This is a genomic window from Aestuariibius insulae (assembly GCF_040783535.2).
In the GTDB taxonomy this organism is placed as follows: domain Bacteria; phylum Pseudomonadota; class Alphaproteobacteria; order Rhodobacterales; family Rhodobacteraceae; genus Aestuariibius; species Aestuariibius insulae.
Genome location: NZ_JBFONW020000001.1, coordinates 583,600 through 605,975 on the forward strand (window position 1 = coordinate 583,600; position 22,376 = coordinate 605,975).

A 22,376-nucleotide genomic window follows, 5' to 3' on the forward strand; every position below is an offset into this window, starting at 1 on the left:
CAGCCCGTCCCGCGCGGCAATCGTTCCCGTTGCCCTTCGGCCCGCGCGGGCATAGCGTCCGCCCATGACCGACACCTATTGGAGCGATCTGGCCGCCCTCGACTGGCAGGTCGAGCTTGGCGCGGACGAGGCGATCCTCGACGCGCCGGTAGACCGCTATGCGCTCGAGGACAAGGCGCCCGCCAAGGCCAAACCACCCAAAGCCGCCCCAGCCAAAACCCAGACGTCGGCAGCCCATACGCCCCCTACCGAGGTCGACTCCGTCGCCGTCGCCCGCGCCGCGGCAGAGGCCGCCTCGGATATCGAAGGGCTGGCCGCTGCGATGACGGCCTATCCCCATTGCGACCTGAAAGAGGGCGCGCGCAACTTCGTCTTCGCCGATGGCAACCCGGCAGCGCGCGTGATGATCGTCGGTGAAGCGCCGGGCCGCGACGAGGATCTCGCGGGCCTGCCCTTCGTCGGCAAAGCCGGTCAGCTGCTGGACCGGATGCTCGCGGCCATCGACATGGACCGCGCGCATCCCGAGGCTGCCCAATCCGTCTACATCACCAACGTCTTGCCCTGGCGTCCTCCGCAAAATCGCACGCCCGAGCCGTCCGAAATCGCGATGTTTCTGCCGTTTCTCGAGGCTCATATCCGCCTCGCCGCGCCCGATCTGCTCGTTCTGATGGGCAATACGCCCTGCCAGACCCTGCTTGGCCGCGCCGGGATCACCCGCCTGCGCGGCAACTGGACCGACGTTCTGGACCGGCCCGCCTTGCCGATGTTCCACCCCGCCTACCTTCTGCGCCAACCGGCCGCCAAACGCGACGCCTGGGCCGACCTTCTGTCGCTCAAGGCCCGCCTGAGAGAGACCAAATGAGCCTCGACACCACTCGCGATTTCATCCCCGTTCGCATCGCCGTCCTCACCGTATCGGACAGCCGCACGCCTGAGGATGACCGCTCCGGCGACACGCTCGCAGCCCGGCTGGAGGACGCGGGCCATGAACTCGCCGCCCGCGCCATGCTCCACGACGAACGCACAGAGATTGCGGCCCAACTGCGCGAATGGTGCGCGGATCCGGCCATCGATGTTGTCCTCTCCACCGGCGGCACCGGCCTAACCGGCCGCGATGTCACGGTCGAGGCCCACCGCGACGTCTACGAGAAAGAGATCGACGCCTTCGGCACACTCTTCACCCATATCTCCATCGCGAAGATCGGCACCTCCGCTGTGCAGTCCCGCGCCACGGCAGGCGTCGCCAATGGGACCTACCTCTTTGCGCTTCCTGGATCCCCCGGCGCCTGCCGCGACGCCTGGGACGAGATCCTGCTCTTTCAGCTCGATTACCGCCACAGACCCTGCAACTTCGTCGAAATCCTGCCGCGCCTGACCGAAAAGCAGCGCCGCAAATAGCCCCTCAAATGTACAAAATTGTATCAGAACGACGTGATCTATCTTCACGTCGTCCAACTTCTGTTATCTTGGATACTCACGAATTTGCCTTACCTCCCAAGGCAAGCAACCCAGAGGTCTCATGCGCTTCCTTCGCCGCAGCCTGATAGGTGTCTTTCTTCTCGCACTGACCGTCGCGCTTTTTGCGGTGGCTGGACGCACCGTGATATCCGCCGTTCAGGAACAGATGGCCGATGATCGCCCCGGGCGTCAGGCCGAGGAACGGGTCTTCGCCGTCAACGTGGCCGAGATCACGCCGCAGATGATCACTCCCATCCTCACCGCCTTCGGAGAGGTGCAAAGCCGCCGCACCATCGATCTACGTCTGCCCGTGGGCGGCACGATCATCGAAACCGGACCCGAGGCGCTCGACGGCGGCACCGTCAATCAGGGCGATCTGATCCTCCGCCTTGACGGCGCCGAGGCCGAAGCGGCCCTGTCGCGCGTGCGCGCCGACGTGCAGGACGCAGAGGCCGGGCTCAGGGATGCCGAGATCCGTCTGGTTCTCGCCGAGGACGAACTGGCCGCCGCGCAGGATCAGGCCCGCCTGCAGGAACAGGCTCTCAACCGCCAGCGCGATCTGGCCGAACGCGGCGTCGGCACGACCGCCGCTATCGAGGCGGCCGAGATCTCCGCCTCCTCCGCCGATCAGGCGGTGCTGTCCCGCCGTCAGGCGCTCGCGCAATCGCAAGCGACGCTCGATCAGGCGCGAACCCGCCTTGACCGCGAGCGTATCAACCTCTCTGAAGCCGAGCGCACGCTGACCGACACGACCCTCACCGCCGCCTTCGATGGCACGCTCGCCGATATTCAGGTTGTCCCGGGCCTGCGGCTGACCGCAAACGAGCAGATCGGAAGCCTCATCGATCCGACCCGGCTCGAGGTCGCCTTTCGCGTCTCGACCGCCCAATATGCCCGCCTGCTCGATGACAGCGGCGCGCTCATCGGCCTGCCGGTCGAGGCTTCGCTTGATGTCGGGGCCGTCGATCTGACCGCGAGCGGAGAGATCACGCGCGAAAGCGCTGCCGTCGGCGACGGCCAGACCGGGCGCCTTCTTTTCGCGCGTCTGGATGAAACCCGCGGCTTCCGCCCCGGCGATTTCGTGACCGTCCGCATCGCGGAGCCGCCGCTCGAGAATGTCGCCCAAATCCCCGCCTCCGCCCTCGGCTCGGATGGCTCGCTCCTTCTGATCGACGCTGACGACCGGCTCGAACTGGCCGCTGTCACCCTCATGCGGCGTCAGGGCGACGACGTTCTGATCCGCGCTCCGGATCTGGCCGGACGCGAGGCCGTAGCCGAACGCTCGCCGCTTCTGGGCGCGGGCATCAAGGTCCGCCCCCTGCGCGACGATGCCGCCCCCGAACAGGCGGCGACCGTCATCTTGACCCCCGAACGCCGCGCGCGCCTCGTCGCTTTCATCGAGGCCAATCCCCGCATGCCCGCAGAGGCAAAGGCCCGCGCCCTCTCCCAACTCGAAGCGGACGAGGTGCCGGTCCGTATGGTCGAACGCATCGAATCGCGGATGGACGGGTAGCGGATGGCGCGGGATTTCAAGGCAGGCGGGCTTCTCTCCTACTTCACGCGTCACCGAACGCTGGCCAACCTGCTCCTTGTCCTCATGGTCGCGGGCGGCCTTGCTGCCTTCCCGAACATGCGGGCGCAATTCTTTCCTGATGTCATCGTCGACAGCGTTTCCGTCAACGTCTCCTGGGACGGGGCAGGGGCCGAGGATGTTGACGCCGCCATCGTCCAGGTTCTCGAACCGGCCCTACTCGCCGTCGAAGGGGTTGAAAACTCTACCTCCACCGCCCGCGAAGGCCGCGCCTCTGTCGATCTCGAATTCGAACCGGGCTGGGATGTCGCCCGCGGCGCGGAGGATGTGCAGCAGGCCGTCGATGCGCTGACCACCTTGCCTGACGATGCAGACGATCCGACAGTCCGCCGAGGCGCCTGGCGCGACCGTGTCACGGACATCGTCATCACCGGCCCGGTCGGCGTCGATCAACTCGGCCGCTTCGCTGACGAGCTGACGACCCGCCTTTTTGCCGCAGGCGTCACCCGCACAACGATCCGGGGCATCGCCGCGCCCGAGATCCTCATTGAGGTGCCGTCTCTTTCGCTCATCCGAAACGATATCACGATGGCCGAGATCGCCTCCGCCGTCGCCTCCGAAGCAGATGCTGATCCCGCCGGCGACGTCCCCGGCGCTGAACGGATCCGGACCGGCACCGCCCGCAGAACGGCCGAGGATATCGCGCGCATCACCCTGCGCACCAATCCCGACGGCTCCTCCCTGACCGTCGGCGATGTCGCCTTCGTGTCCGGCCAGCAGATCGACCGCTCGGACGCCTATTTCGTCGGCAAAAATCCGGCAATCACCCTGCGCGTCGACCGCTCCGCTCAAGGGGATGCGATAGATATCCAAAGCACCGTCGAAGAGGTCGCGGCAGAGCTTCAGGCGACCCTGCCCAGCGGTGTCTCCATCGATCTGATCCGGGCGCGCGCCGAATACATCTCCGGCCGTCTCGAGATCCTGCTCGACAACGCGCTGGTCGGCCTCGCGCTGGTGATGACGCTGCTCTTTCTGTTCCTAAACGCGCGAACTGCGTTCTGGGTGGCCGCGGGCATCCCGGTCGCGCTTTTGGCCGCCATCGCCCTGATGTGGCTGGCAGGCCTGACGATCAACATGATCTCCCTCTTCGCGCTGATCATCACGCTCGGCATCGTTGTGGATGACGCCATCGTCGTCGGCGAACATGCCGATTTCCGGGTCACCCGGCTCGGAGAGGATCCCGTCACCGCCGCCGAAAACGCCGCCAAGCGGATGTTCACACCGGTTTTCTCCTCCACTCTAACCACGGTCATCGCCTTTTTCGGCCTTGTCGTGATCGGGGGCCGCTTCGGCGATCTGATCGCCGATATCCCGTTCACGGTGATCGTGGTCCTCATCGCCTCGCTGATCGAATGCTTCCTGATCCTGCCCAACCACATGAGCCACGCCCTCGCGCGGCGCGAAGATAAAGGCAGCCCCTGGAACCTCGCCCTCGCCATTCTGCTGATCCCCGCCGCAACCGCCCTCGCCACTGTCGCGGTCCTGCACATGGTAGCGCCGCAGATCGTCCCGGCCTGGACCAGCGCACAGGCGCTCACGGCAGGCTCCATCGCATTCGCCGCACCCTTCGCCCTCTTCCTGATCCTGCCGCGCCCCCGCAAACTGCGCATCGTCGAGGCCCTCCGCCGCGACTGGTACGACTTCCCGTCCCGCCGCATCACGCGCGGCTTCAACTGGGCCCGCGAACGCGCCTTCCGCCCGCTGATCCGCGCCGTCATCTGGGCGCGCTACCCGGTCCTCGCCGGAACCGTCCTCGTCCTTTCCAGCCAGATCGCCCTGTTTCTATCGGGCGAGGTGCAGTGGCGCTTCTTCAACTCCCCCGAACAAGGCTCGATCACCGGCAACTTCGCCATGGCGAACGGCGCGACCCGAGAAGACACGTTGGCGATGATGCGCGAAATGCAGCGCGCCACTGAAGAGCTTGGTGCCGAATACGAGGAACGCTACGGCCTCAACCCCATCGACTTCGCGATGGGGCAGGTCGGTCGCAATGCGGGCCGGGGCATGTCCGGCACCGACAACAAGGACGCCGATCTGCTCGGCGGCCTCTCGATCGAGCTGATCGACGCCGATCTGCGCCCCTACAGCTCCTTCGCCTTCACCGGAGAGCTTCAGGACCGCGTCACCCGCCTTCCGCTGGTCGAAAACATCTCCTTCCGCTCCTGGCGCGGCGGTCCCGGCGGCGACGCCATCGACGTCCAGATCTACGGCGCCAATTCCGATACGCTCAAGGACGCCGCAGAGGCTCTCAAGACCCGTCTTGCCCTCTTTCCCGAAGTCTCGGCGCTTGAGGATAGCCTTGCCTATGACAAGGACGAGCTGATCTTGAACCTGACCGCCCAAGGCGAGGCACTCGGCTTTACCATCGAGGATCTGGGCCGCACCCTTCGCAACCGCCTCGCCGGGATCGAAGCCGCGACCTTCCCCGATGGCCCCCGCTCCGGCGCGATCCGGGTCGAGCTGCCTGAGGATGAACTCACCGCCGATTTCCTCGACCGCACCCAACTTCGCACCGCAAATGGCGACTACGTGCCCCTCGCCGATATCGTCTCGGTCGAGCGGCGCACCGGCTTTTCCACGATCACCCGCGAAAACGGCGTACAGCTGATCTCGGTCACCGGAGACCTGAACGAGGACAACGCCGACCGCGCCGCCGAAATCGCCAGCCGCATCGAAGAGGTGATCCTCCCCGAGATTGAAACGCTCCACAGCGTCGAAACCCGCCTTTCCGGCCTCTCCGAACAGGAGGACGAGTTCCTCGCCGATGCGCGTCTTGGCCTCATCTTCGTCCTTCTCGGGATCTACCTGACCCTCTCGTGGATCTTCGCCAGCTGGACCCGGCCCGCCGTCGTGATGGCGATCATCCCTTTCGGCCTTGTCGGAACGATCTTCGGCCATTGGATGCATGATGTGCCACTCTCGATGTTCAGCGTGGTCGGCATCATCGGGATGACCGGTATCGTCATCAATGACAGCATCGTTCTGGTCACGACGATCGACGACTATGCCGAAGATCGGGGGATATTGCCCGCCATCATCGACGGCGCCGCCGACCGCCTCCGCCCCGTCCTTCTGACGACGCTCACAACGGTTCTAGGCCTCGCTCCGCTCCTGTTCGAGCGGTCATCGCAAGCGCAGTTCCTCAAGCCCACCGTCATCACGCTGGTCTACGGGCTTGGCTTCGGGATGCTCCTCGTTCTTCTGGTCGTCCCCGCCCTGATGGCGATGCAGCAGGATATCGGAAAGATGCTGCGCGCCAGCCGCCGCGCCTCTCGCGCCATCGGCAGACCCTCGGCCGCCCGCGCGGCCCGGCCGGTTCTCGCCGCGCAAATCCTCGCAGCCCTGCTCTTCGCGCTGATCCTCGGCCCGCCGCTCGTTGCGGGAACCGCCCTCTTGCCAGCCTTGCCCGCGGCGCCCCTTCAGGCCGCCGGCCTCTTTGCCGCCAGCCTCGCTGCGTCGCTCGTTGTGATCTACGCCCTTGCGCTAACGATCCGCCGCCGGGCCTAGCCCGCCGTGCAACCCCGGATATCGACGCCCTGACCACCGGCCAGCAGCGTTAGCCGCACATCGCTTCGGTCCAGAACCTTGGCTCCAACCAGATCGGCCCCAACCGTCAGCGTCCCGCCGGACCGCATCACATCGGGCTCCGACACCCAGATGCCGGGACCCGCCTCGACCACGGCCAGCTCCTCGTCTCCGATCGGTGCCATCTCGACCTTCGCCGTCAGGCGCAACCCGTCCGCCAGCGGAGAGAAGCGGCAGGTCACACCCCGCACGCCCGCCTCGTCTGCCGTCATCGGCCTGTCGACCAAAGCTGCCACGATAGACGCATCGCGCGCCCCGCTATCGGGCAGGATCGCTGAAAACTCGAAGAAGGCCGGAATGCAGATATCCTTGCAGATCCCGATCTGTGCCGATCCTGCAAATTCGATCTGTCCCGGCCCGCCGGGCGTAATCTCGACCGGCAGCACCACCTGGTCCGCATAGCCGACCGACCGCATCCCGCTGGTCTCAAAGACGTCGGGGATTGGCCAGTGCCACGCCACGCCGGTCATGTTCTGCGCGCCCTCGAAGGTGAAATCCGGCGGTATCCCCGCATCCCCCGGCGCGCGCCAATAGGTCTTCCAGCCGGGCGCCAGTCGGATCCGCACCGCTGCGATATGCCGGCCTGAGGTCTCGCGCCAACCAGTCAGAACATCCAGCTCAGCGACATCGCTCAGGCGCTCGGCCGCAGCAGCGACCGGCAGGAGAGCCAGCAGAACGGCGGAAAAGAGGGCAGATCGGGTCATTGCGTCCCCATGCCACGGCCTGTGCTGACGATAAAGTCACGATGGGGCGAGCGATCCCTTGAAAGGCCCCGCCGCGCCCGCCATCCTCAAAGGATGGACGGTCCGACCGATCTCACAGGCTCTCTTCTCATCGCCATGCCCGCGATGTCCGATCCCCGATTCTACCGATCGCTGATCTATCTCTACGCGCATTCCGAAGACGGCGCCTTCGGCATTATCGTCAACAAGGTCTCCAACACCGTCAAGTTTTCGGACGTTCTCGACACGCTCGGGATCAAGACGACGCGGCGCCGCTTTCCGGTTCATTTCGGCGGCCCGGTCGAGATGGCGCGGGGGTTCGTGCTCCACGACAGCCCCGATCCCGAAGCGGAGGAGAAGTCCGGACCATTCGGTCTCAGCGCGTCGCTCGAAACCCTTCAGGAGGTTGCGGCAGGGCAGGGGCCGTCACGCGCTCTTTTTGCGCTGGGCTATGCAGGCTGGGCGCCGGGGCAGCTCGAATCCGAGATCGCGCGAAATGACTGGCTGACCTGCCCGGCCGAAACCGACCTCGTTTTCGATAAGCCGATCGAAGAGCGCTGGAACGCCGCCTTGGTCGCGATGGGAATCGACACTCTTCTCCTCTCGAGCGAGGCCGGACACGCTTAGGTTGAGGGCGCGGTATACTTTTGAGAAAATGTCAACGCATCGACGCAGTTTTATGTCACACTTCCTTCGTATACGTGCTTTGTGTGTTGGAATCGCAAACAATTCCCGTCTAAATCCGGGTATTAGGGGCGTCGAAAAAACAGATTAGGATCACGCTTTAGCCTGATTTGGTTTCGATAAGCGCGAAAGCCTTGGTGTACGAGTGTCAGAGTCAGTGTTTCTCAAGAACCTGGATATGAAATGGTAACTGCGCAGAAAGTCGATCAGTCGGGAGATCCAGAGGACGTCGTTGACGAACTCGAACCCGGCACGAAGCTCATGCATGGGCAATATACGATCGAGTGCTTCCTGAACGCAGGCGGCTTCGGCATCACCTACCTCGCGCGTGATAGCCTGGACCGGAAGATCGTCATCAAGGAATGCTTTCCGGGTGCCTTCTGCCGCCGCAGCCGCGCCATCGTGCAGGCCCGCTCCCGCGCGCATCAGTCCGAACTGAAATCCATCGTCAAGCTTTTCGTCCAGGAGGCGCGCAGCCTCGCTAAGCTGGACCACCCGAACATCGTCGGCGTCCACCAGGTGTTCGAGGATAACGACACCGCCTACATGGCGCTCGATTTCGTCGAAGGTCCGGACATGCTCGACCGGATCGAGGATTCGTCAGACCCGCTCAGCCCGGCCGAGATCGAGGATATCCTCCGCCAGCTCCTCGATGCCGTGGGCTTCATCCACAGCCAGGAGATGCTGCACCGCGACATCTCCCCCGATAACATCCTGCTGGACAACAACCGCAAGCCGGTCCTCATCGACTTCGGCGCCGCCCGCGAACAGGCGACCAAGGCGACGCGCGTGCTGTCTGCCATGCGCGTGGTCAAGGACGGCTATTCCCCTCAGGAATTCTACATCGCTGGCAGCGAGCAGGGCCCGTGGAGCGATCTTTACGCCCTCGGCGCGTCGTTCTACCACGTCATCACCGGCGAGGTTCCGTCCAACAGCCAGGCCCGCCTCGCGGCCATCGCCTCGGGCGACGCCGACCCCTACGAGCCTCTCGTGGGACGGTTCGACGACTACCCCGAGCCTGTCCTCGCATCCATCGACAAGGCGCTCGCCGTTCTTCCCAAGAAGCGGCTACAATCGGTCAAGGACTGGATCCGTATGATGGACGGGGAAGAAGCGATCGTGCTTCCCCTCGCTTCGGACCAGCCCGCCGACGCTGGCGCACCCAAGGCCCAGGCCGAAAAGCCTGCCCCAGAGCCGGAGAAGGTATCTCCTCTTGCGTTTGTCGCCGATCTGCCGCGTCCCGTTCTCATGGCCTCTGTCGCTGCCATCGCGCTGATCGCCATCGGCGGCATTGCCCTGACCCAGTTCGGGGATAGCGAAGCTCCGCCGGTCCAGCCTGCCCCTGCCGTCGAATCCGCTCCAGCCCCGGCTGCCGTCGAAACCGCTCCCGTCGACGCTGCCGCGATAGAGCAACCCGCTCCCGCCACGCCCGCACCCGCCCCGGCTGCAGAACCCGAGGCGGCGTCAAGCCAGGCCGCGCCCGAACAGTCGGCCATCACCATCCTGGCCCCCGAACCGGACGCCAGCGCAGCTGCGCCGCAGCCCGCGACATCTCCTATCGAGGGCAGGTGGGGCGTCGTCCTCCCGTTCGAGCTTGCAGGCGACAATGTGGTGTCCGAACTGCGTGCTTCTGCTCCGGACTGGGCATCTGTCGGGCAGCGGATCGTCTCCTTCAACGGGATCGCCCTGGGCAACAACACCCCGCTGGCCCCCGCGATTGCAGAAACGATCGCCCTCGCGGACCAGTCCGAGACGTCCGTCAAACTGGGCGTTCAGGACCCCTCCGGGCAGGCCCTGTCGAACGACACCGTCCTGCCGGTGGTCTACGAAACCTCCATCTACGACGCAGCGCGCTTCCAATCGCGCTTCGACGGGGAGACATGGATCACAACGGTCACGGCCCTCTCAGAAGGGATCGAAACCGATCTTGCCGTGGGGGACGTTCTCGTCGCCTACATGCCGACTAATCGTCGGATCACCGAGCCCGAAGCGGTCGAGTCCATCGCAAAGCGCGAACTCTCGTCCTCGCTCGACCGGCTTACTTTTGCAGTTCAACGCGAGGGCTCCATGTGGGTGGCGTCGCTAAATATTCCGAAAGGCGCTATTGAGTAGTATGGTCCGGGATCCCCAAAGATCACGTCCCGACCCCGCTCAGTCAGAGGAGATGTAACGATGAAGTTCATTCGCCAGTTGATCGCCAAGAAGTCGTCGCCCAAAAAGGATGTCGACGACAGCGCGATGTCGCGTCGGCTCGAACCGCAGGCTCATCCGACTGTTCGCGTGCCTCCGCACACGACAATCCCGCCATTCGTGGGCGAGCAGAAGTCGACCGAGGTCATCGGCAAGGTCAGCGCCGAAGTTCAGGACGACAAGCCTGCCGCACCCGTCGCGCCCGCCCCGGTCAACATCTGGGACATGGACGGCGAGGAAAGCGATGCCCTGCCCGAGCCGACCTCGGCCGCGTCTGCGCAGGATACCGTCAGCATTCCCGAACCCATTGCAGGCCGCAGCCGCCGCAGGCCGGGCCGCGCCAAGACACGTCTCATCGGGTTCGAAAAGTCCACGACCGATGTCGTCGATCTCTTCGATCCAGAAAGCACCGTCCGTGTCACCCAGCGCGCGACCTTCCCGGTCGGATGGGTCGTCGTCACCGATGGTCCTGGCCGCGGCGAATCCTTCGCGCTCTATTCCGGGATGAGCCAGATCGGACGCGGTGAAGATCAGACCGTTCAGCTTGATTTTGGCGATACCGCCATCTCGCGTACCAACCACGCTGCCATCGTCTACGATTCGGAAACGCACAAGTTTCTGCTCGGCCATGGCGGCAAATCGAACATCGTTCGCCTGAACGATGCCCCCGTCGTCAGCACCGAACCGCTGACCGACGGCGACTCCATCAAAATCGGGGACACGACGCTGCGTTTCGTCGGCCTCTGCAACGAGACTTTCAACTGGTCCGACAAGCCAGACTCCAAGGAGAGCGACGATGTGGCGATCGCCTGAACCCCGCTTTGATGTCGCCTCGGCGATAGCCCAGGGCGGACGTGACTACCAAGAAGACGCCATCATCACCGACTTCCCGTTCGGTGCCGATACCGGTCTGGCCGTCCTGGCCGACGGTATGGGAGGGCATGCCGCCGGTGATGTGGCCAGCAAGATCGTCGTGACCGAGGTCTTCAGCGAGCTGAAGTTCCAAAGCGCGAACCTCTTCCAGCTGGAACACCAAATCCCGGACATGATGACCGAGGCGGCGACGATCGCGAATGATTGCGTCCGCAGCCACGTTCAGGAAAATCCCGAAACGCGCGGGATGGGCGCCACGCTCGTCTCCCTCGTTCTGGTCGAGAACCGCATGTACTGGATGTCGATCGGGGATTCCCCGCTCTATCACTACCGCAGCGGCAAGATGAGCCAACTGAACGAGGACCATTCGATGGCCCCTCAGATCGACTTCATGGTCCAGTCCGGCCTGCTCGATCCCGAAACTGGTAAAAATCATCCGGACCGCAACTGCCTGACCTCGGTCATTCTCGGTGAGAAGGTCGCGCGCAGTGACTGCCCGAAAAAGCCGTTCGAGCTCAAGCTGGGCGATATCGTCGTCGTCTCCAGCGACGGTCTGCAATATCTCGAGGAAGCCAAGATCGAGAAGATCCTCCACCGCTACCGTCGCCGCCGCAGCGCGGAGATTGCAGGCTACCTGCTCGAGGCGCTCGATGGTCTGGCCGATCCCGATCAGGACAATATCTCTTTCTCGGTCATCAAGATGAACCACATGAAACCGACCGAGCAAAAGGTCGCGCCCAAGCCCATCGATTATGTCGAGGCCAGCGCCGCAACCACGCGTCTCGTCACGCCCGAGGTCGCGATCAAGGTCGATCCCGAGGCCCCGATCGAGCGGAAGGTTCAGACCCCGCCTGTCTTTGCCTCCAACGCATCAGAGCCAACCGGCAAGGCCCCACCGATCCAGGTCCCTCCCGTCTCGGCCCCCCCGCCCGAGGCGAAAGAAGAGGCCGCAAGCGACAATGCCGCTGAAGAGCCCGAGCCCGCAGAGGCCGAGGCAAGCACCGAAGTCCAGTCCAAAGAGCCAGCCGCTTCCGGCGATGCGCCTGTACCTGCACCGACGACCGAAGCAACCGAGGCTCCGGCCGCGGAGACATCGGCGAGTGACGAGCCGGTAAGCGACGAGGACGTCATCCAGTCCGAAGAGGCCCCGCTGCGCGTGGCCGGAGGAACTAAATGAGCGCAGCCAGATCCGAACAGGACATCTGCGCAGCCCTCGACAAGGGGATACAGACCGGGATCTTTCCTGATCCCGTCGCCGAACAGGCGAAGCTTTACCTGATGCACCTGCGGGACCCTGTCCGGCTGTCGGTCATGGGCCTGCCCGGCACCGGAAAATCCACGCTGACGAACTTCCTGACCGGCGCCTCCGTGGTTCCCGAAGGCATCCGCCTGCCAAGCCTCTGGGTCGTCCGGGGCGAGCGCAATCGCGCGATCTGCACCCTGCGCGACGGCACCGAAGAGGTCATCGAACCCATCGATGCAGGCGAGATCGCCGCCTGTGCGCCCGTCTTCGTTCGCCTCGAAATGCGGCTTCCTGCGCTCGACAAGATCTCAGTGCTCGAGGTCGTCATGGGCCCGGAGATCTCCGACCGCCGCCGCGCCCTTGGCTGGGCCGCGCGCCGCACCGATATCGCGATCTGGTGTTCCCAGGCCTTCGATCATGAGGAACAAGAGCTTTGGTCCACCATGCCGGACCGAATCAAAGACCACGCGTTCCTCGTTATCAGCAAGGCCGATGAGCTTGCATCCTCAGGCATCCTGCAGGACCGCCTCGCCGATCTCGGCGCGACAGCGGCCGAAGACTTCCAGGGGATCTATCCGATTGCGACGCTTCAGGCACTGGACGCCCGCGCGCCCGACGGATCTGTCGACAAAGCCAAGCTCACATCGAGCGGGGGGCGCGCCCTGATCGGAGCCATCCTCCGGATCGTGGAACAGGGCCGGCAGTCGGCCCTCGACAATGCGGGCATCCTGCTGCGCCAGTATCAGGACGCCCTGTCCCGGGCGATCGCTCCGACCCCCGCACCGCCTCCGGCGGCGGCAACCCCGATGCCCGAGCCGGATCCGGAGCCTGAGGCGGACGAGGAGAAAAGCAAAACGCTCGATCCCCGGACCCGCAGACGCCCGCGTCAAAAGTCGGACCTTCGGATGCTGCTGCGCATCGCCGATCAGGTTCAGGTCGCCCAACCGGTCGAAGAGCCGGCGCCGGAGCCTGAGCCCGAGGACGAACCGGCCCCTGAAATCGAGGTCGCCGCCGAGACCAAGGAAGATGCATCCCCCTCCAACGTGGTTGAACTGCATCCCGAGACCCGCGAAGCCTTCGAAAAGGCGGTGGGCTATCTGGCGAACAAGGGGCAGGAGTTGGCCGAGGAACTCCCCAAGATGGGACCGGCCGCGCCGAAATGGATCATCGACGAGACGATCGAGATCGCGAATGAACTGGTCGATCAACTGGGCATGCTCGGCATGCATGACGATCCTGCCTTGGCGAAAGCTGCCGAGATGTCGTTCGATGCTGCCGACCTCCTCCAGTTGATGCAGATCGAAAAAGAGGATAATGCAGCGGTCGAAGCACTCGCTGTCCTGCTGCAGATGAAGCGCGAATTCGAGTCGCGGCTGGCCGCCTGAACGTTGCGTCCCAGAAGACGCGGATGGCCGCGCAGACATAATCTTGCCACGTTTAAGCCTTGTTTTTCTTGAAAAAAGAGGCGATTAACCGGGCTGATCAAGGTTTTGTCGTTCGTCGTTCACGAATCGGTAGGCCATTTGCCACTAAGATCGAGGATGGAGCAGAAAATGAAAGACCTGAGCCAGCCACAAGCGATGGATATCGTAAAGCCGAAGGCCAAGCCGCAGACAGCTCTGCTGTCGATTGGGCTCGATAAACTCGAGGATTTCCGCGCCGAGATCGCCGATCTCGAGGATACGCTCAGCACGATTGCCGAAATCGGCGGTGAGGACGTGTCGAAGAAGACGCGCAAATTGTCGCGGACCCTCAGAAGCATCGAGCCCAGTATCGCGATGATCGGCCAGATTAAGGCGGGTAAGACCTCGCTCGTCAATGCCATGATCGGTCGCCCCGACTTCCTGCCTGCGGACGTCAACCCGTGGACCTCGGTCGTCACCTCGCTGCACATGAACGCCCCCGAATCCGAGGACAGCCCGATGGCGTCCTTCCAGTTCTTCGACCGGAACGAGTGGGATCACCTTGTCGAAAACGGTGGCCGCCTGGGCGAGCTGTCGAGCCGCGCCGGCGCGGATGAAGAGCTTGAAAAGGTCCGCCAGCAGATCGCCTATATGCGCGAAAAAACCAAGGAACGTTTGGGCCGTAAATTCGAACTCCTTCTCGGTCAGAAACACGATTACGGCCATATCGACGAGGCGCTCGTCCAGCGCTACGTCTGCATGGGCGACGATTTCGACGAGGAAAGCATCCGCGACCAGCAGGGCCGCTTCGCCGACATCACCAAGTCCGCCGACCTCTATCTCGAGCAGGACGAATTCCCGATCCCGCTTTGCTTCCGCGACACCCCGGGTGTGAACGACACGTTCATGATGCGCGAGCAGGTGACGATCAACGCCCTGCGCGACAGCCGCATCTGCGTCGTGGTCCTCTCCGCCCACCAGGCGCTGACCTCGATGGACATGGCGCTTATGCGTCTCATCTCGAACATCAAGGCGCGCGAGGTCGTGATCTTCGTCAACCGGATCGACGAGCTGTCAGAGCCGAGCACCCAGATCCTTGAGATCCGCGAAAGCATCCTCGAAACGCTCGCCGCCAATGACGGTCCGGACAACCCGGAAATCGTCTTCGGCAGCGCCTACTGGGCCAATATGGCCGTCTCCGGCGACCTGCACGAGATCGTCGATGACAGCGCCAATGCGATGTTCAACTGGGCAGAGGTCATGCTCGGCGATGCCGCCGCCAGCCTTTCGCCCGCCGAGCTGGTCTGGCAGCTTTCCGGCATCCCGCACCTCTTCGACGCGCTGTCCGAACGCGTGATTGAAGGGCCGGGCCGCGACGTGCTGGAAAACGTGCGCAAGAGCGCGCTCAACGTGGTCAACGGTCTCATGACGTCGTCCAAGGTCGTCTCCATGCGGCTCGAAAGCGATACGATTGCCCCGCTGGACAAGACCGCGCTCAAAGAGCGGCTCGACCTGATCGAGGCGAACGCCATCAAGGTCCTGCACGAGCGGCTCGATACTGTCTTCGCGCAATTCTCCAGCCGGATCGATCAGTCGCACAAGCGCTTCCTCGACCGCGCGCTCGAATCGCTGATCACGCATCTGGAAACCCATGGCGAGAACGAGCTGTGGCAATACAGCCCCAACGGCCTTCGGATGCTCCTGCGCTCCAGCTATCAGGTGCTCCGCCGCAACTACACAGCCACCTGTGAAAAGGTCTTCTCCGAAGCCGCCTTCGACGCCGCCGCGACCTACAAGGACGTCTGCGGCGTCTCGGTCGAAGGGTTCGCGATCTCTCCCCCCAGCGCTCCGCCCGTTCCCGCACCCGTTTCGCTGGGCCAGACCATCGCGCTCGATCTGCAGACGGCGTGGTGGAAAGGCTGGTGGCAGCGCCGCAAGGGCTACCGCGCCTTCGCCGAAAGCTTCTACGAGCTGATCGAAGCTGAAACCTCGCCCATCGTCGAAGAGCTCAAGCAGAAACAGACCGAGGAAATTCGCCAGGCCGCCTATGAGGTCCTGAACGATTTCATCGACGAACAGCGCGAAATCCTGATGGATATCAGCAACAAGGCCGATGTCAGCTTGGACGAGCTCAACAGCCTTTTCGGCGTCACCGCCCAGCAGGAGCGGGACGAACTTCTCGGCATCATGTACGAGGAACTGGGCGGCGTTCAGGCCGAAGAACAAGCCGAGGCCTGATCGATGAGCGATACGGAGATGCAGACCATCGCGGACACGTCCAGCAGGAAGCGCAAACCGCGCATCGCCCTGATGGGAGAGTTCAGCGCCGGCAAAAGCACCCTCTCGAACCTCCTTCTCGGCGCGCGCCCTTTGCCCGAAAAGGTCACGGCGACCCGCCTGTCTCCCGTCTGGATCGCCCATGGCAACGATCCGGCCTATCGCGAGACTGTCGACGGCGAGCTATACGAGGTCTCGCTCTCCGATATCGGGCAAATCCCGGTCGAGGAGACGCGCGTCATCCGCCTCTTTCTCGAGGCTGACATCCTCGAAGTCTGCGATCTGATCGATTTCCCCGGTATTTCCGACCCCAACATGTCCGCCGATGTCTGGCAGCGCATGTTGTCCGAAGTGGATGCCGTGCTCTGGTGCACCCACGCGACCCAAGCCTGGCGCCAAAGCGAGGCAGGCGTCTGGGAGACGATGCCAGTCAATGTCCGCGCCCGCAGCGCGCTGCTCATAACCCGCTGGGACAAGCTTCTGACCGACCGCGACCGCAACCGCGTCCTGGGCCGCGTCAAACGAGAGACCGACGGCCTGTTCGAAGCGGTCTTCCCGATCTCCCTGACCCAAGCCCTCGCCGCTGGCGAGGACGAGCAGAAATGGGCGGCCAGCGGTGCCAACGCCTTCGCCGACCACCTCATCGATCTGGTGATGCGCCTGACGGAGGTTGTCTCGCGGAGCGTCGCCCCCCTCTACGCGGCAGAGCCGCCAGAATCCCGGCTGCCCCCCACGCAAACCCGCCGGATCCAGCCGCTCAAGCAGTCCAAGCCCGGCGCGCTCAAAGCCGTCCGCGAGGAGGATATCGTCACGCCCCGCCGCGTTCGCGCAACCGGCGAGCGAACCGCCCGACCCCGGCGCGAGTCAGAGGATACCGCCGGCGCTCTCAAGATCGGCGCCGAGGCACAAGAGCCCCCTCGCGAACGCCCGCAACGCCCATCGGCAGAGCTGTCGGGCCTTCGGTCCACATTTGCCGAAACCAGATCCGAAGACGACAGCGAAGCAGCCTCCAACGACAGGTGACAGGGCCGGGGTTTCAAACGCCGTCCGTTTGACATATGCGAGGGGAGTAGACCCCCTCTGTAATGGTATCCATGAGCATATCGGACGACCTTGACAGCTTGAGAGAGCAGTTCCCCGAATGCAGCGCCATCGCCTTTGCGGACCTGTCGGCCCGGATGGTCCTTGTCACGAGCAGCCGGAAAATCCTGCGCCAGGAAGCGCTCGACGCGTTATGCGCCGAGGCGTCGCTGCTATTCGAAGGGGCGGGCGGCACCTCCGCGCTCTCTGTCACCGGCGACGTCTCCGACACGGCCGTCGTTGCAACGCCAGATGGAATCAATCTCTTTCTCCGGGCAACGGCCGAACCGGCCGATCTGCTTTGCCTTCTTTGCAGCCCCGAGGTCGATACCGCGGGCCTCCTGGCCCAGGCGCGGCCCAGCCTCGACCGCATCAGCAGCGGCGAGGTGGGATGATGCGGCGCTTCACCTCCGGCCGGGTCTGATCCCATGGAAGAAAATGACGATATCGCGCGCAAACTCGCGGCTCTCGCCGCGACAACGACGCAATACCGCGAGGATGGCGCCCGCGTGCTGTCTCGCGGCGTCATTCCCCCGCCGCTTCAGGCGCTCCTGACGGAAATCGACGAAACGGTCCTCCTGCGAAAGCTCGTCTTCCGCCGCGCCGGAACGACGCTCTCCCTCCTCGTCGCAGGCCGCCGCCTTCTCGGCATCGCCGAGACGAGCGAGGACATCGCCACAGCCGAGACGACAGAGCTGATCATGGTACCGCTCGAAAGCGGTGACCGGGCGCAGCTTGCGGCCCTGACGGCCCTCGTTGATCGCTTCGAGAATGCCTCCGGCCCGCTGACCGTGCAAACCGCCGAAACCGAACGCCCCGGCAGCCAGGTTGAAAGCGGCCTCTCCGTCCAGTCGCTGGCGCAAGCCTGGTCCGTCGATCTCAATGCCGAACCGGGCTCGCCTCTGGGCACGTTTCTTCAGATCTGCGGCCGCCATCTCGAGGGGTCTCTCCGCCGCACGCCCGACGGCAAGATTGAGGAAACGGGCAGCACCGCCCATGGCCCTCAGCTCAAAACGATCCTCCAATCGACCGGACCGGCGCTCGCGCTCGGCATTTCGGGGATCCGGCGCGGCCTGCCGGAGGCCCGCCTGATGATGTGCGGGACATCCGCCGACGGGGCCGTTCAGGTCGCCTTCGCCGAAACCGCAGACGAAGCGGCAGTGCTCGTCTTTCCCTCCGGCAGCATCGGGTCAATTCTCTCGGCATGGTCGGAAACCCAAGGGTAAAGGAAGACGCCCGGCACGGTGACCATGGTCTCAGCATAGGGTCCTCTTGAGATTGAGCACGTTGAAGAAAGCGACAATCTTAACGATAGGCCATCGCGCTGCACCCGTCGCATCTCAATCCTGACGAAAAACGACGAGAAGAAAGGATCCGCGCCGTCCTGCCCCGCAGGCTTCAGGTCGTCTGTCAGGGAGTATCATATGCGTTTTCCAAGCTCCCGACAGCCTCGGGCCGCAACAGGAATCGGACTTGCGATCCTGCTTGTGACCACCCCGATCTCGGCAGAGCGGTCGGCTTTGCCTCTCGCGAAGATGCCAGTTCCCCATGACATCGGGGGAAGCGAGCGTGTCGATTTCTCGGGCAAGCTTCGGATGCTATCCCAAAGGATCGCAGCGGCGGCCTGCAATCTGTCCGCTGGGAACAAGACAGCTGCGGCCAAGCAGATCCTCGCCTCTACCGTGTTCGAGTTCGAGGTCATTATTAGCGCTCTGGAGTTTGGAAATGCCGATCTGAATATCATCGGTACCGAGCAGCGCCATGAAACCCGTCTCGCGATCACCGATCTGCGCGAGCAATGGGGCCCGATCAAGCAGGCCGCTGAGACGATCACACTGAGTGGTTTGTCCACCGAAGATCTGGATGCAATCTTTTCGGGCAACCTCGCTCTTCTCGAAAAGGCGCAGCATCTGGTGAGCGAGATGTCAGCACAATATTCGGATCCGGCAAAGATGCGTCGCTCCGATGCGCGGCTCATCGATCTATCGGGCCGGCAACGCATGCTCACGCAGAAGATCTCCAAAGAAGCCTGCTACCTGTGGAGCGAGGACATCGCACAGGCGTCGACCGATGACCTGAAAGCCACGATGTCCTTGTTCGAAACGTCGCTGGCCGCCCTCATGACCGGAGCACCGGAGGAAGATATCGCGCCTCCGCCAACGCCCGAGATCGAGGCCGGTCTTGCGCGAGTGGAAGAAAAATGGACCGCCACCAAAGTCAAACTCAATCGCCTCGCAGCAGGCGGAACGCTCACCGCCAAAGAAACCGAACAGATCTTTGATGAGCTCAATATATTGCTGAGAGACATGAACTCCGTCGTCTGGCTCTATACAAACTTCGCAAAGCGGGCGCTCTGAATGATGCGAACACGGCGCCGCATTCTCAGCGGGCGGCGCTGACCGCCTCCTCCTCGCGCGGGGCTGCGGCCCGCCGCAGCCTGTCATTGATCGCCCGGCCCAGCCCTTCATCGGGCACTGGCGCCACGGCAATCTGCTCCGCCCCCATCGCATCGAGCCTATGCAAACAGTCAAAGAGCTGCGCTGCCGCCTCCGTCAGATTTCCGGTCGCCGACAGCGTCAGATCGCCTGCCACGGGGCCAAACCCCAGATGTGTTTCTCCCGGCTCGGCACTCTCCGCCTCCAGCCGCATATGTCCCTTCGGCGCGTAATGCGAAGCAAGCTGCCCCGGCGCGGTCGGTACTTCCCCGGGAAGGGGCGCAACCAGCGGCAGACGCAAAAGCGCTTCGATCTCCTCGACCGGCACCCCTCCAGCGCGCAAGAGCCGGGGCGTCCCGTTCAGATCGATGATCGTCGATTCCAGCCCAACACGGCAGGTCCCGCCATCGATCACGGCATCGATCTTTCCGCTCAGACCGGCAAAGACATGGGTGGCCGTCGTCGGACTGATCCGTCCGGACGGATTGGCTGACGGCGCCGCAATCGGCCCGCCGAACGCCTCCAGAAGCCGCCGCGCCACACGGCCCGCTGGCATCCGCACCGCAACGCTCGCCAGTCCCGCCGTCACCAGTGATGACAGACCGGAGCCTTCCTTCACCGGCAAAACCAGTGTCAGCGGCCCGGGCCACAGCACCCGCGCCACGGCCTTCGCCGCGCCGCCCAGCTCCGCGATCTCACCCGCCGCCTCAAGGCTCGCCACATGGACGATCAGCGGATTGAAGCTCGGCCGCCCCTTCGCCTCGTAGATCCGGGCGACCGCCTCACCATTGCGCGCATCCGCGCCCAGCCCGTAGACCGTCTCGGTCGGAAACGCGACCAGACCGCCGTCTCGCAGGATCTCCACAGCCTGCGCCAGACCGGCATCATCCGGCCCAAGCCCCAGCGTCGCGGAGCTATGACGCTGCGTTTCGGTTGCGGGGTCGCTGTCCATCTTTACCCTCTCGTCAAGCCCCGTAGTTACACGCCGTCCGAAGGACAAACCATGCCATATCGCGCCCCCGTTGCAGACTTCCGCTTCCTGATGGACCATGTCACCGGCTTTGACCGCGTCACCGCGACCGACCGCTTCGCCGAGGCAACGCCCGAACTCGCCGATCAGATCCTGACCGAGGCCGCCAAACTCTGCGAAGAGATCCTCGCCCCTCTTCAGCGCAATGGCGACACCGACCCCGCCCGGCTCGAGAACGGCGTCGTGCGTACCTCCAAGGGCTTTGGCGACGGCTATCAGGCCATCGCGGAGGGCGGCTGGATCGGCATGTCCGCCGATCCCGAATATGGTGGAATGGGCCTGCCGATGACGCTGACGACGGCGGTGAACGAAATGATGTCGTCCGCCTGCCTGTCGCTTCAGCTTAACCCGCTGATGACCCAAGGCCAGATCGAGGCGCTCGAGCATCACGCCTCGGACGCCATCAAGGACCTCTACCTGCCCAAGCTCATCTCCGGCGAATGGTGCGGCACCATGAACCTGACCGAACCGCAGGCCGGATCCGATGTCGGCGCCCTCCGCTCCAAGGCGGAGCCGAACGATGACGGCACCTACCGCATCTCCGGCCAGAAGATCTACATCAGCTGGGGCGACAACGACTTCACCGAAAACGTCTGCCATCTCGTCCTCGCCCGCCTGCCGGACGGCGTGCCGGGCACAAAGGGCATCTCGCTCTTCATGGTGCCCAAACGCCTGCCCGACGAGAACGGCAATGCGGGCGTCGCCAACGATCTCAAGGTCGTCAGCCTCGAGCACAAGATGGGCCTGCACGGATCCCCGACCGCGGTCATGGAGTATAACGAGGCCAAGGGCTGGTTGATCGGCGAGCCGCATAGGGGCATGGCCGCCATGTTCACCATGATGAACAACGCCCGCCTCGGGGTCGGCGTCCAGGGCGTCGGCGTCGCCGAAGGCGCCTATCAGCACGCGCTGGCCTATGCCGTTGACCGCAAGCAAGGCAAGGCGCCCGGCACCGGCGCGATCATCGAACATGCCGATGTGCGCCGCATGCTCTCGGCCATGAAGGCCGACACCTACGCCGCCCGCGCCATTAACCTGTCTTGCGCCGTCGCGATCGACATGGCCACCGCCACCGATGACGCCGACTGGCAGGCCCGCGCCGCCTTCCTGACGCCGATCGCCAAATCCTTCGGCACCGAGGTCGGCATGGAGGTCGCCCATGAGGGCGTCCAGGTCCATGGCGGCATGGGCTTCATCGAGGAAACCGGCGCCGCGCAATATTCCCGCGATGTCCGCGTCACCGCAATCTACGAAGGCACCAATGGCATTCAGGCGATGGACCTCGTCGCCCGCAAGCTGATGGATGGGGGCGATGCCGCCTTCCGCCTGATCGACGAGGTCATCGACTGCGCCGAACACGCCCGCAAGACTCACAAGGAATTGGGAGAGGCTGTCTGGCAGGCCGCCGAATCCCTGCGCGAGACCACCGAGTGGCTGGTCGGGCAATCGGATCTAAACGAGCGCTTCGTCGGCGCGACCGCCTATCTCAAGGCCTTCGCCCGGATCCTTGGCGCGCATTATCACCTCGCCTCTGCTCTGCACGGAGACAACAGCCGCCAGCGCCTCGCCGCCTTCTACATCCGCCGCCTCCTGCCCGAGCATACGGCGCTTCTCGCCCAGACCCGCGACGGAGCCGACGCGATCTTTGCCCTGACAAACGACGATCTGGCGGCGTGATTTTGGTTCGGGTGAGATCCGGCTCATCTGCTCATAGCTTCTTCCGGGGCGTCAGCCCCGGATCGCACCCGACCCGCCCCCCAGGGCGGGTGCGATGCACCCACCCTCGGGCCGGGCGCGATCCTCAC

General features: G+C 64.1%; 17 protein-coding genes. 15 read left to right on the plus strand and 2 right to left on the minus strand.

The features are described from left to right. Nucleotides 1-64 precede the first annotated feature (64 nt). From AAD018_RS02805 to AAD018_RS02820, 4 genes are all read left to right on the plus strand, one after another. Nucleotides 65-862 (plus strand): uracil-DNA glycosylase, encoded by a 798-nt coding sequence (locus AAD018_RS02805; RefSeq protein WP_367313654.1) that lies wholly within the window; start codon nucleotides 65-67, stop codon nucleotides 860-862. Beyond that, nucleotides 859-1,398: a molybdenum cofactor biosynthesis protein B gene (gene moaB, locus AAD018_RS02810; RefSeq protein WP_367313653.1), complete on the plus strand. Its 540-nt coding sequence runs from the start codon at nucleotides 859-861 to the stop codon at nucleotides 1,396-1,398. Before AAD018_RS02805 ends, moaB begins: the two co-directional genes overlap by 4 nt. A 121-nt stretch (nucleotides 1,399-1,519) precedes the next feature. Then, nucleotides 1,520-2,971 carry an efflux RND transporter periplasmic adaptor subunit gene (locus AAD018_RS02815; protein WP_367313652.1) on the plus strand — a complete coding sequence of 484 codons (1,452 nt, stop codon included), beginning with the start codon at nucleotides 1,520-1,522 and terminating at the stop codon, nucleotides 2,969-2,971. A 3-nt stretch (nucleotides 2,972-2,974) separates the two neighbouring features. Next, nucleotides 2,975-6,556, plus strand: coding sequence for an efflux RND transporter permease subunit (locus AAD018_RS02820; protein ID WP_367313651.1), 3,582 nt, complete (start codon nucleotides 2,975-2,977; stop codon nucleotides 6,554-6,556). Here the strand turns inward: AAD018_RS02820 and AAD018_RS02825 are convergent. Beyond that, nucleotides 6,553-7,338, minus strand: a complete 786-nt coding sequence (locus tag AAD018_RS02825) for a protein-disulfide reductase DsbD domain-containing protein (protein WP_367313650.1) — start codon at nucleotides 7,336-7,338, stop codon at nucleotides 6,553-6,555. The genes AAD018_RS02820 and AAD018_RS02825 overlap by 4 nt on opposite strands. A gap of 93 nt (nucleotides 7,339-7,431) precedes the next feature. On the opposite strand from AAD018_RS02825, the gene AAD018_RS02830 reads away from it, so the two are divergent. The 10 genes from AAD018_RS02830 (at nucleotide 7,432) to AAD018_RS02875 (ending at nucleotide 19,463) form a co-directional block, all read left to right on the plus strand. Then, on the plus strand, nucleotides 7,432-7,983 hold the full coding sequence (locus tag AAD018_RS02830) for a YqgE/AlgH family protein (RefSeq protein ID WP_367313649.1): 552 nt from the start codon (nucleotides 7,432-7,434) through the stop codon (nucleotides 7,981-7,983). Nucleotides 7,984-8,223: 240 nt separating this feature from the next. After that, entirely contained in the window at nucleotides 8,224-10,152 is a 1,929-nt protein-coding gene (locus AAD018_RS02835; RefSeq protein WP_367313648.1) for a serine/threonine protein kinase, read from the plus strand. Nucleotides 10,153-10,212: 60 nt separating this feature from the next. After that, nucleotides 10,213-11,043, plus strand: a complete 831-nt coding sequence (locus AAD018_RS02840) for an FHA domain-containing protein (protein ID WP_367313647.1) — start codon at nucleotides 10,213-10,215, stop codon at nucleotides 11,041-11,043. Further along, a complete protein-coding gene (locus tag AAD018_RS02845) occupies nucleotides 11,027-12,280 on the plus strand; it encodes a PP2C family protein-serine/threonine phosphatase (RefSeq protein ID WP_367313646.1) in 1,254 nt (417 codons plus the stop codon). Before AAD018_RS02840 ends, AAD018_RS02845 begins: the two co-directional genes overlap by 17 nt. Next, nucleotides 12,277-13,731, plus strand: a complete 1,455-nt coding sequence (locus AAD018_RS02850; RefSeq protein ID WP_367313645.1) for a hypothetical protein — start codon at nucleotides 12,277-12,279, stop codon at nucleotides 13,729-13,731. Before AAD018_RS02845 ends, AAD018_RS02850 begins: the two co-directional genes overlap by 4 nt. A gap of 168 nt (nucleotides 13,732-13,899) precedes the next feature. Further along, a complete protein-coding gene (locus tag AAD018_RS02855) occupies nucleotides 13,900-15,987 on the plus strand; it encodes a dynamin family protein (RefSeq protein ID WP_367313644.1) in 2,088 nt (695 codons plus the stop codon). Between the two features lie 3 nt (nucleotides 15,988-15,990). Continuing rightward, entirely contained in the window at nucleotides 15,991-17,049 is a 1,059-nt protein-coding gene (locus AAD018_RS02860) for a dynamin family protein (protein ID WP_367313643.1), read from the plus strand. Nucleotides 17,050-17,120: 71 nt separating this feature from the next. Beyond that, complete coding sequence (locus AAD018_RS02865; RefSeq protein WP_367313642.1) at nucleotides 17,121-17,501, plus strand: hypothetical protein; 381 nt, start codon at nucleotides 17,121-17,123, stop codon at nucleotides 17,499-17,501. 33 nt (nucleotides 17,502-17,534) lie between these two features. Continuing rightward, on the plus strand, nucleotides 17,535-18,332 hold the full coding sequence (locus AAD018_RS02870) for a hypothetical protein (RefSeq protein ID WP_367313641.1): 798 nt from the start codon (nucleotides 17,535-17,537) through the stop codon (nucleotides 18,330-18,332). Nucleotides 18,333-18,530: 198 nt separating this feature from the next. Continuing rightward, nucleotides 18,531-19,463, plus strand: coding sequence for a type IV pili methyl-accepting chemotaxis transducer N-terminal domain-containing protein (locus tag AAD018_RS02875; RefSeq protein ID WP_367313640.1), 933 nt, complete (start codon nucleotides 18,531-18,533; stop codon nucleotides 19,461-19,463). A gap of 25 nt (nucleotides 19,464-19,488) precedes the next feature. Here the strand turns inward: AAD018_RS02875 and AAD018_RS02880 are convergent, their stop codons facing one another. Then, nucleotides 19,489-20,493 (minus strand): L-threonylcarbamoyladenylate synthase, encoded by a 1,005-nt coding sequence (locus AAD018_RS02880; protein ID WP_367313639.1) that lies wholly within the window; start codon nucleotides 20,491-20,493, stop codon nucleotides 19,489-19,491. A 51-nt stretch (nucleotides 20,494-20,544) separates the two neighbouring features. Between AAD018_RS02880 and AAD018_RS02885 the strand changes: the two genes are divergently transcribed. Then, on the plus strand, nucleotides 20,545-22,248 hold the full coding sequence (locus AAD018_RS02885; protein ID WP_367313638.1) for an acyl-CoA dehydrogenase: 1,704 nt from the start codon (nucleotides 20,545-20,547) through the stop codon (nucleotides 22,246-22,248). Nucleotides 22,249-22,376: the final 128 nt, after the last annotated feature.

Excerpts from the sequence above, each read along its gene's own strand:
- AAD018_RS02805 (WP_367313654.1), top strand. The coding sequence starts at position 65 with ATGACCGACACCTATTGGAGCGATCTGGCCGCCCTCGACTGGCAGGTC.
- moaB (WP_367313653.1), top strand. The coding sequence starts at position 859 with ATGAGCCTCGACACCACTCGCGATTTCATCCCCGTTCGCATCGCCGTC.
- AAD018_RS02815 (WP_367313652.1), top strand. The coding sequence starts at position 1,520 with ATGCGCTTCCTTCGCCGCAGCCTGATAGGTGTCTTTCTTCTCGCACTG.
- AAD018_RS02820 (WP_367313651.1), top strand. The coding sequence starts at position 2,975 with ATGGCGCGGGATTTCAAGGCAGGCGGGCTTCTCTCCTACTTCACGCGT.
- AAD018_RS02825 (WP_367313650.1), bottom strand. The coding sequence starts at position 7,338 with ATGACCCGATCTGCCCTCTTTTCCGCCGTTCTGCTGGCTCTCCTGCCG.
- AAD018_RS02830 (WP_367313649.1), top strand. The coding sequence starts at position 7,432 with ATGGACGGTCCGACCGATCTCACAGGCTCTCTTCTCATCGCCATGCCC.
- AAD018_RS02835 (WP_367313648.1), top strand. The coding sequence starts at position 8,224 with ATGGTAACTGCGCAGAAAGTCGATCAGTCGGGAGATCCAGAGGACGTC.
- AAD018_RS02840 (WP_367313647.1), top strand. The coding sequence starts at position 10,213 with ATGAAGTTCATTCGCCAGTTGATCGCCAAGAAGTCGTCGCCCAAAAAG.
- AAD018_RS02845 (WP_367313646.1), top strand. The coding sequence starts at position 11,027 with ATGTGGCGATCGCCTGAACCCCGCTTTGATGTCGCCTCGGCGATAGCC.
- AAD018_RS02850 (WP_367313645.1), top strand. The coding sequence starts at position 12,277 with ATGAGCGCAGCCAGATCCGAACAGGACATCTGCGCAGCCCTCGACAAG.
- AAD018_RS02855 (WP_367313644.1), top strand. The coding sequence starts at position 13,900 with ATGAAAGACCTGAGCCAGCCACAAGCGATGGATATCGTAAAGCCGAAG.
- AAD018_RS02860 (WP_367313643.1), top strand. The coding sequence starts at position 15,991 with ATGAGCGATACGGAGATGCAGACCATCGCGGACACGTCCAGCAGGAAG.
- AAD018_RS02865 (WP_367313642.1), top strand. The coding sequence starts at position 17,121 with ATGAGCATATCGGACGACCTTGACAGCTTGAGAGAGCAGTTCCCCGAA.
- AAD018_RS02870 (WP_367313641.1), top strand. The coding sequence starts at position 17,535 with ATGGAAGAAAATGACGATATCGCGCGCAAACTCGCGGCTCTCGCCGCG.
- AAD018_RS02875 (WP_367313640.1), top strand. The coding sequence starts at position 18,531 with ATGCGTTTTCCAAGCTCCCGACAGCCTCGGGCCGCAACAGGAATCGGA.
- AAD018_RS02880 (WP_367313639.1), bottom strand. The coding sequence starts at position 20,493 with ATGGACAGCGACCCCGCAACCGAAACGCAGCGTCATAGCTCCGCGACG.
- AAD018_RS02885 (WP_367313638.1), top strand. The coding sequence starts at position 20,545 with ATGCCATATCGCGCCCCCGTTGCAGACTTCCGCTTCCTGATGGACCAT.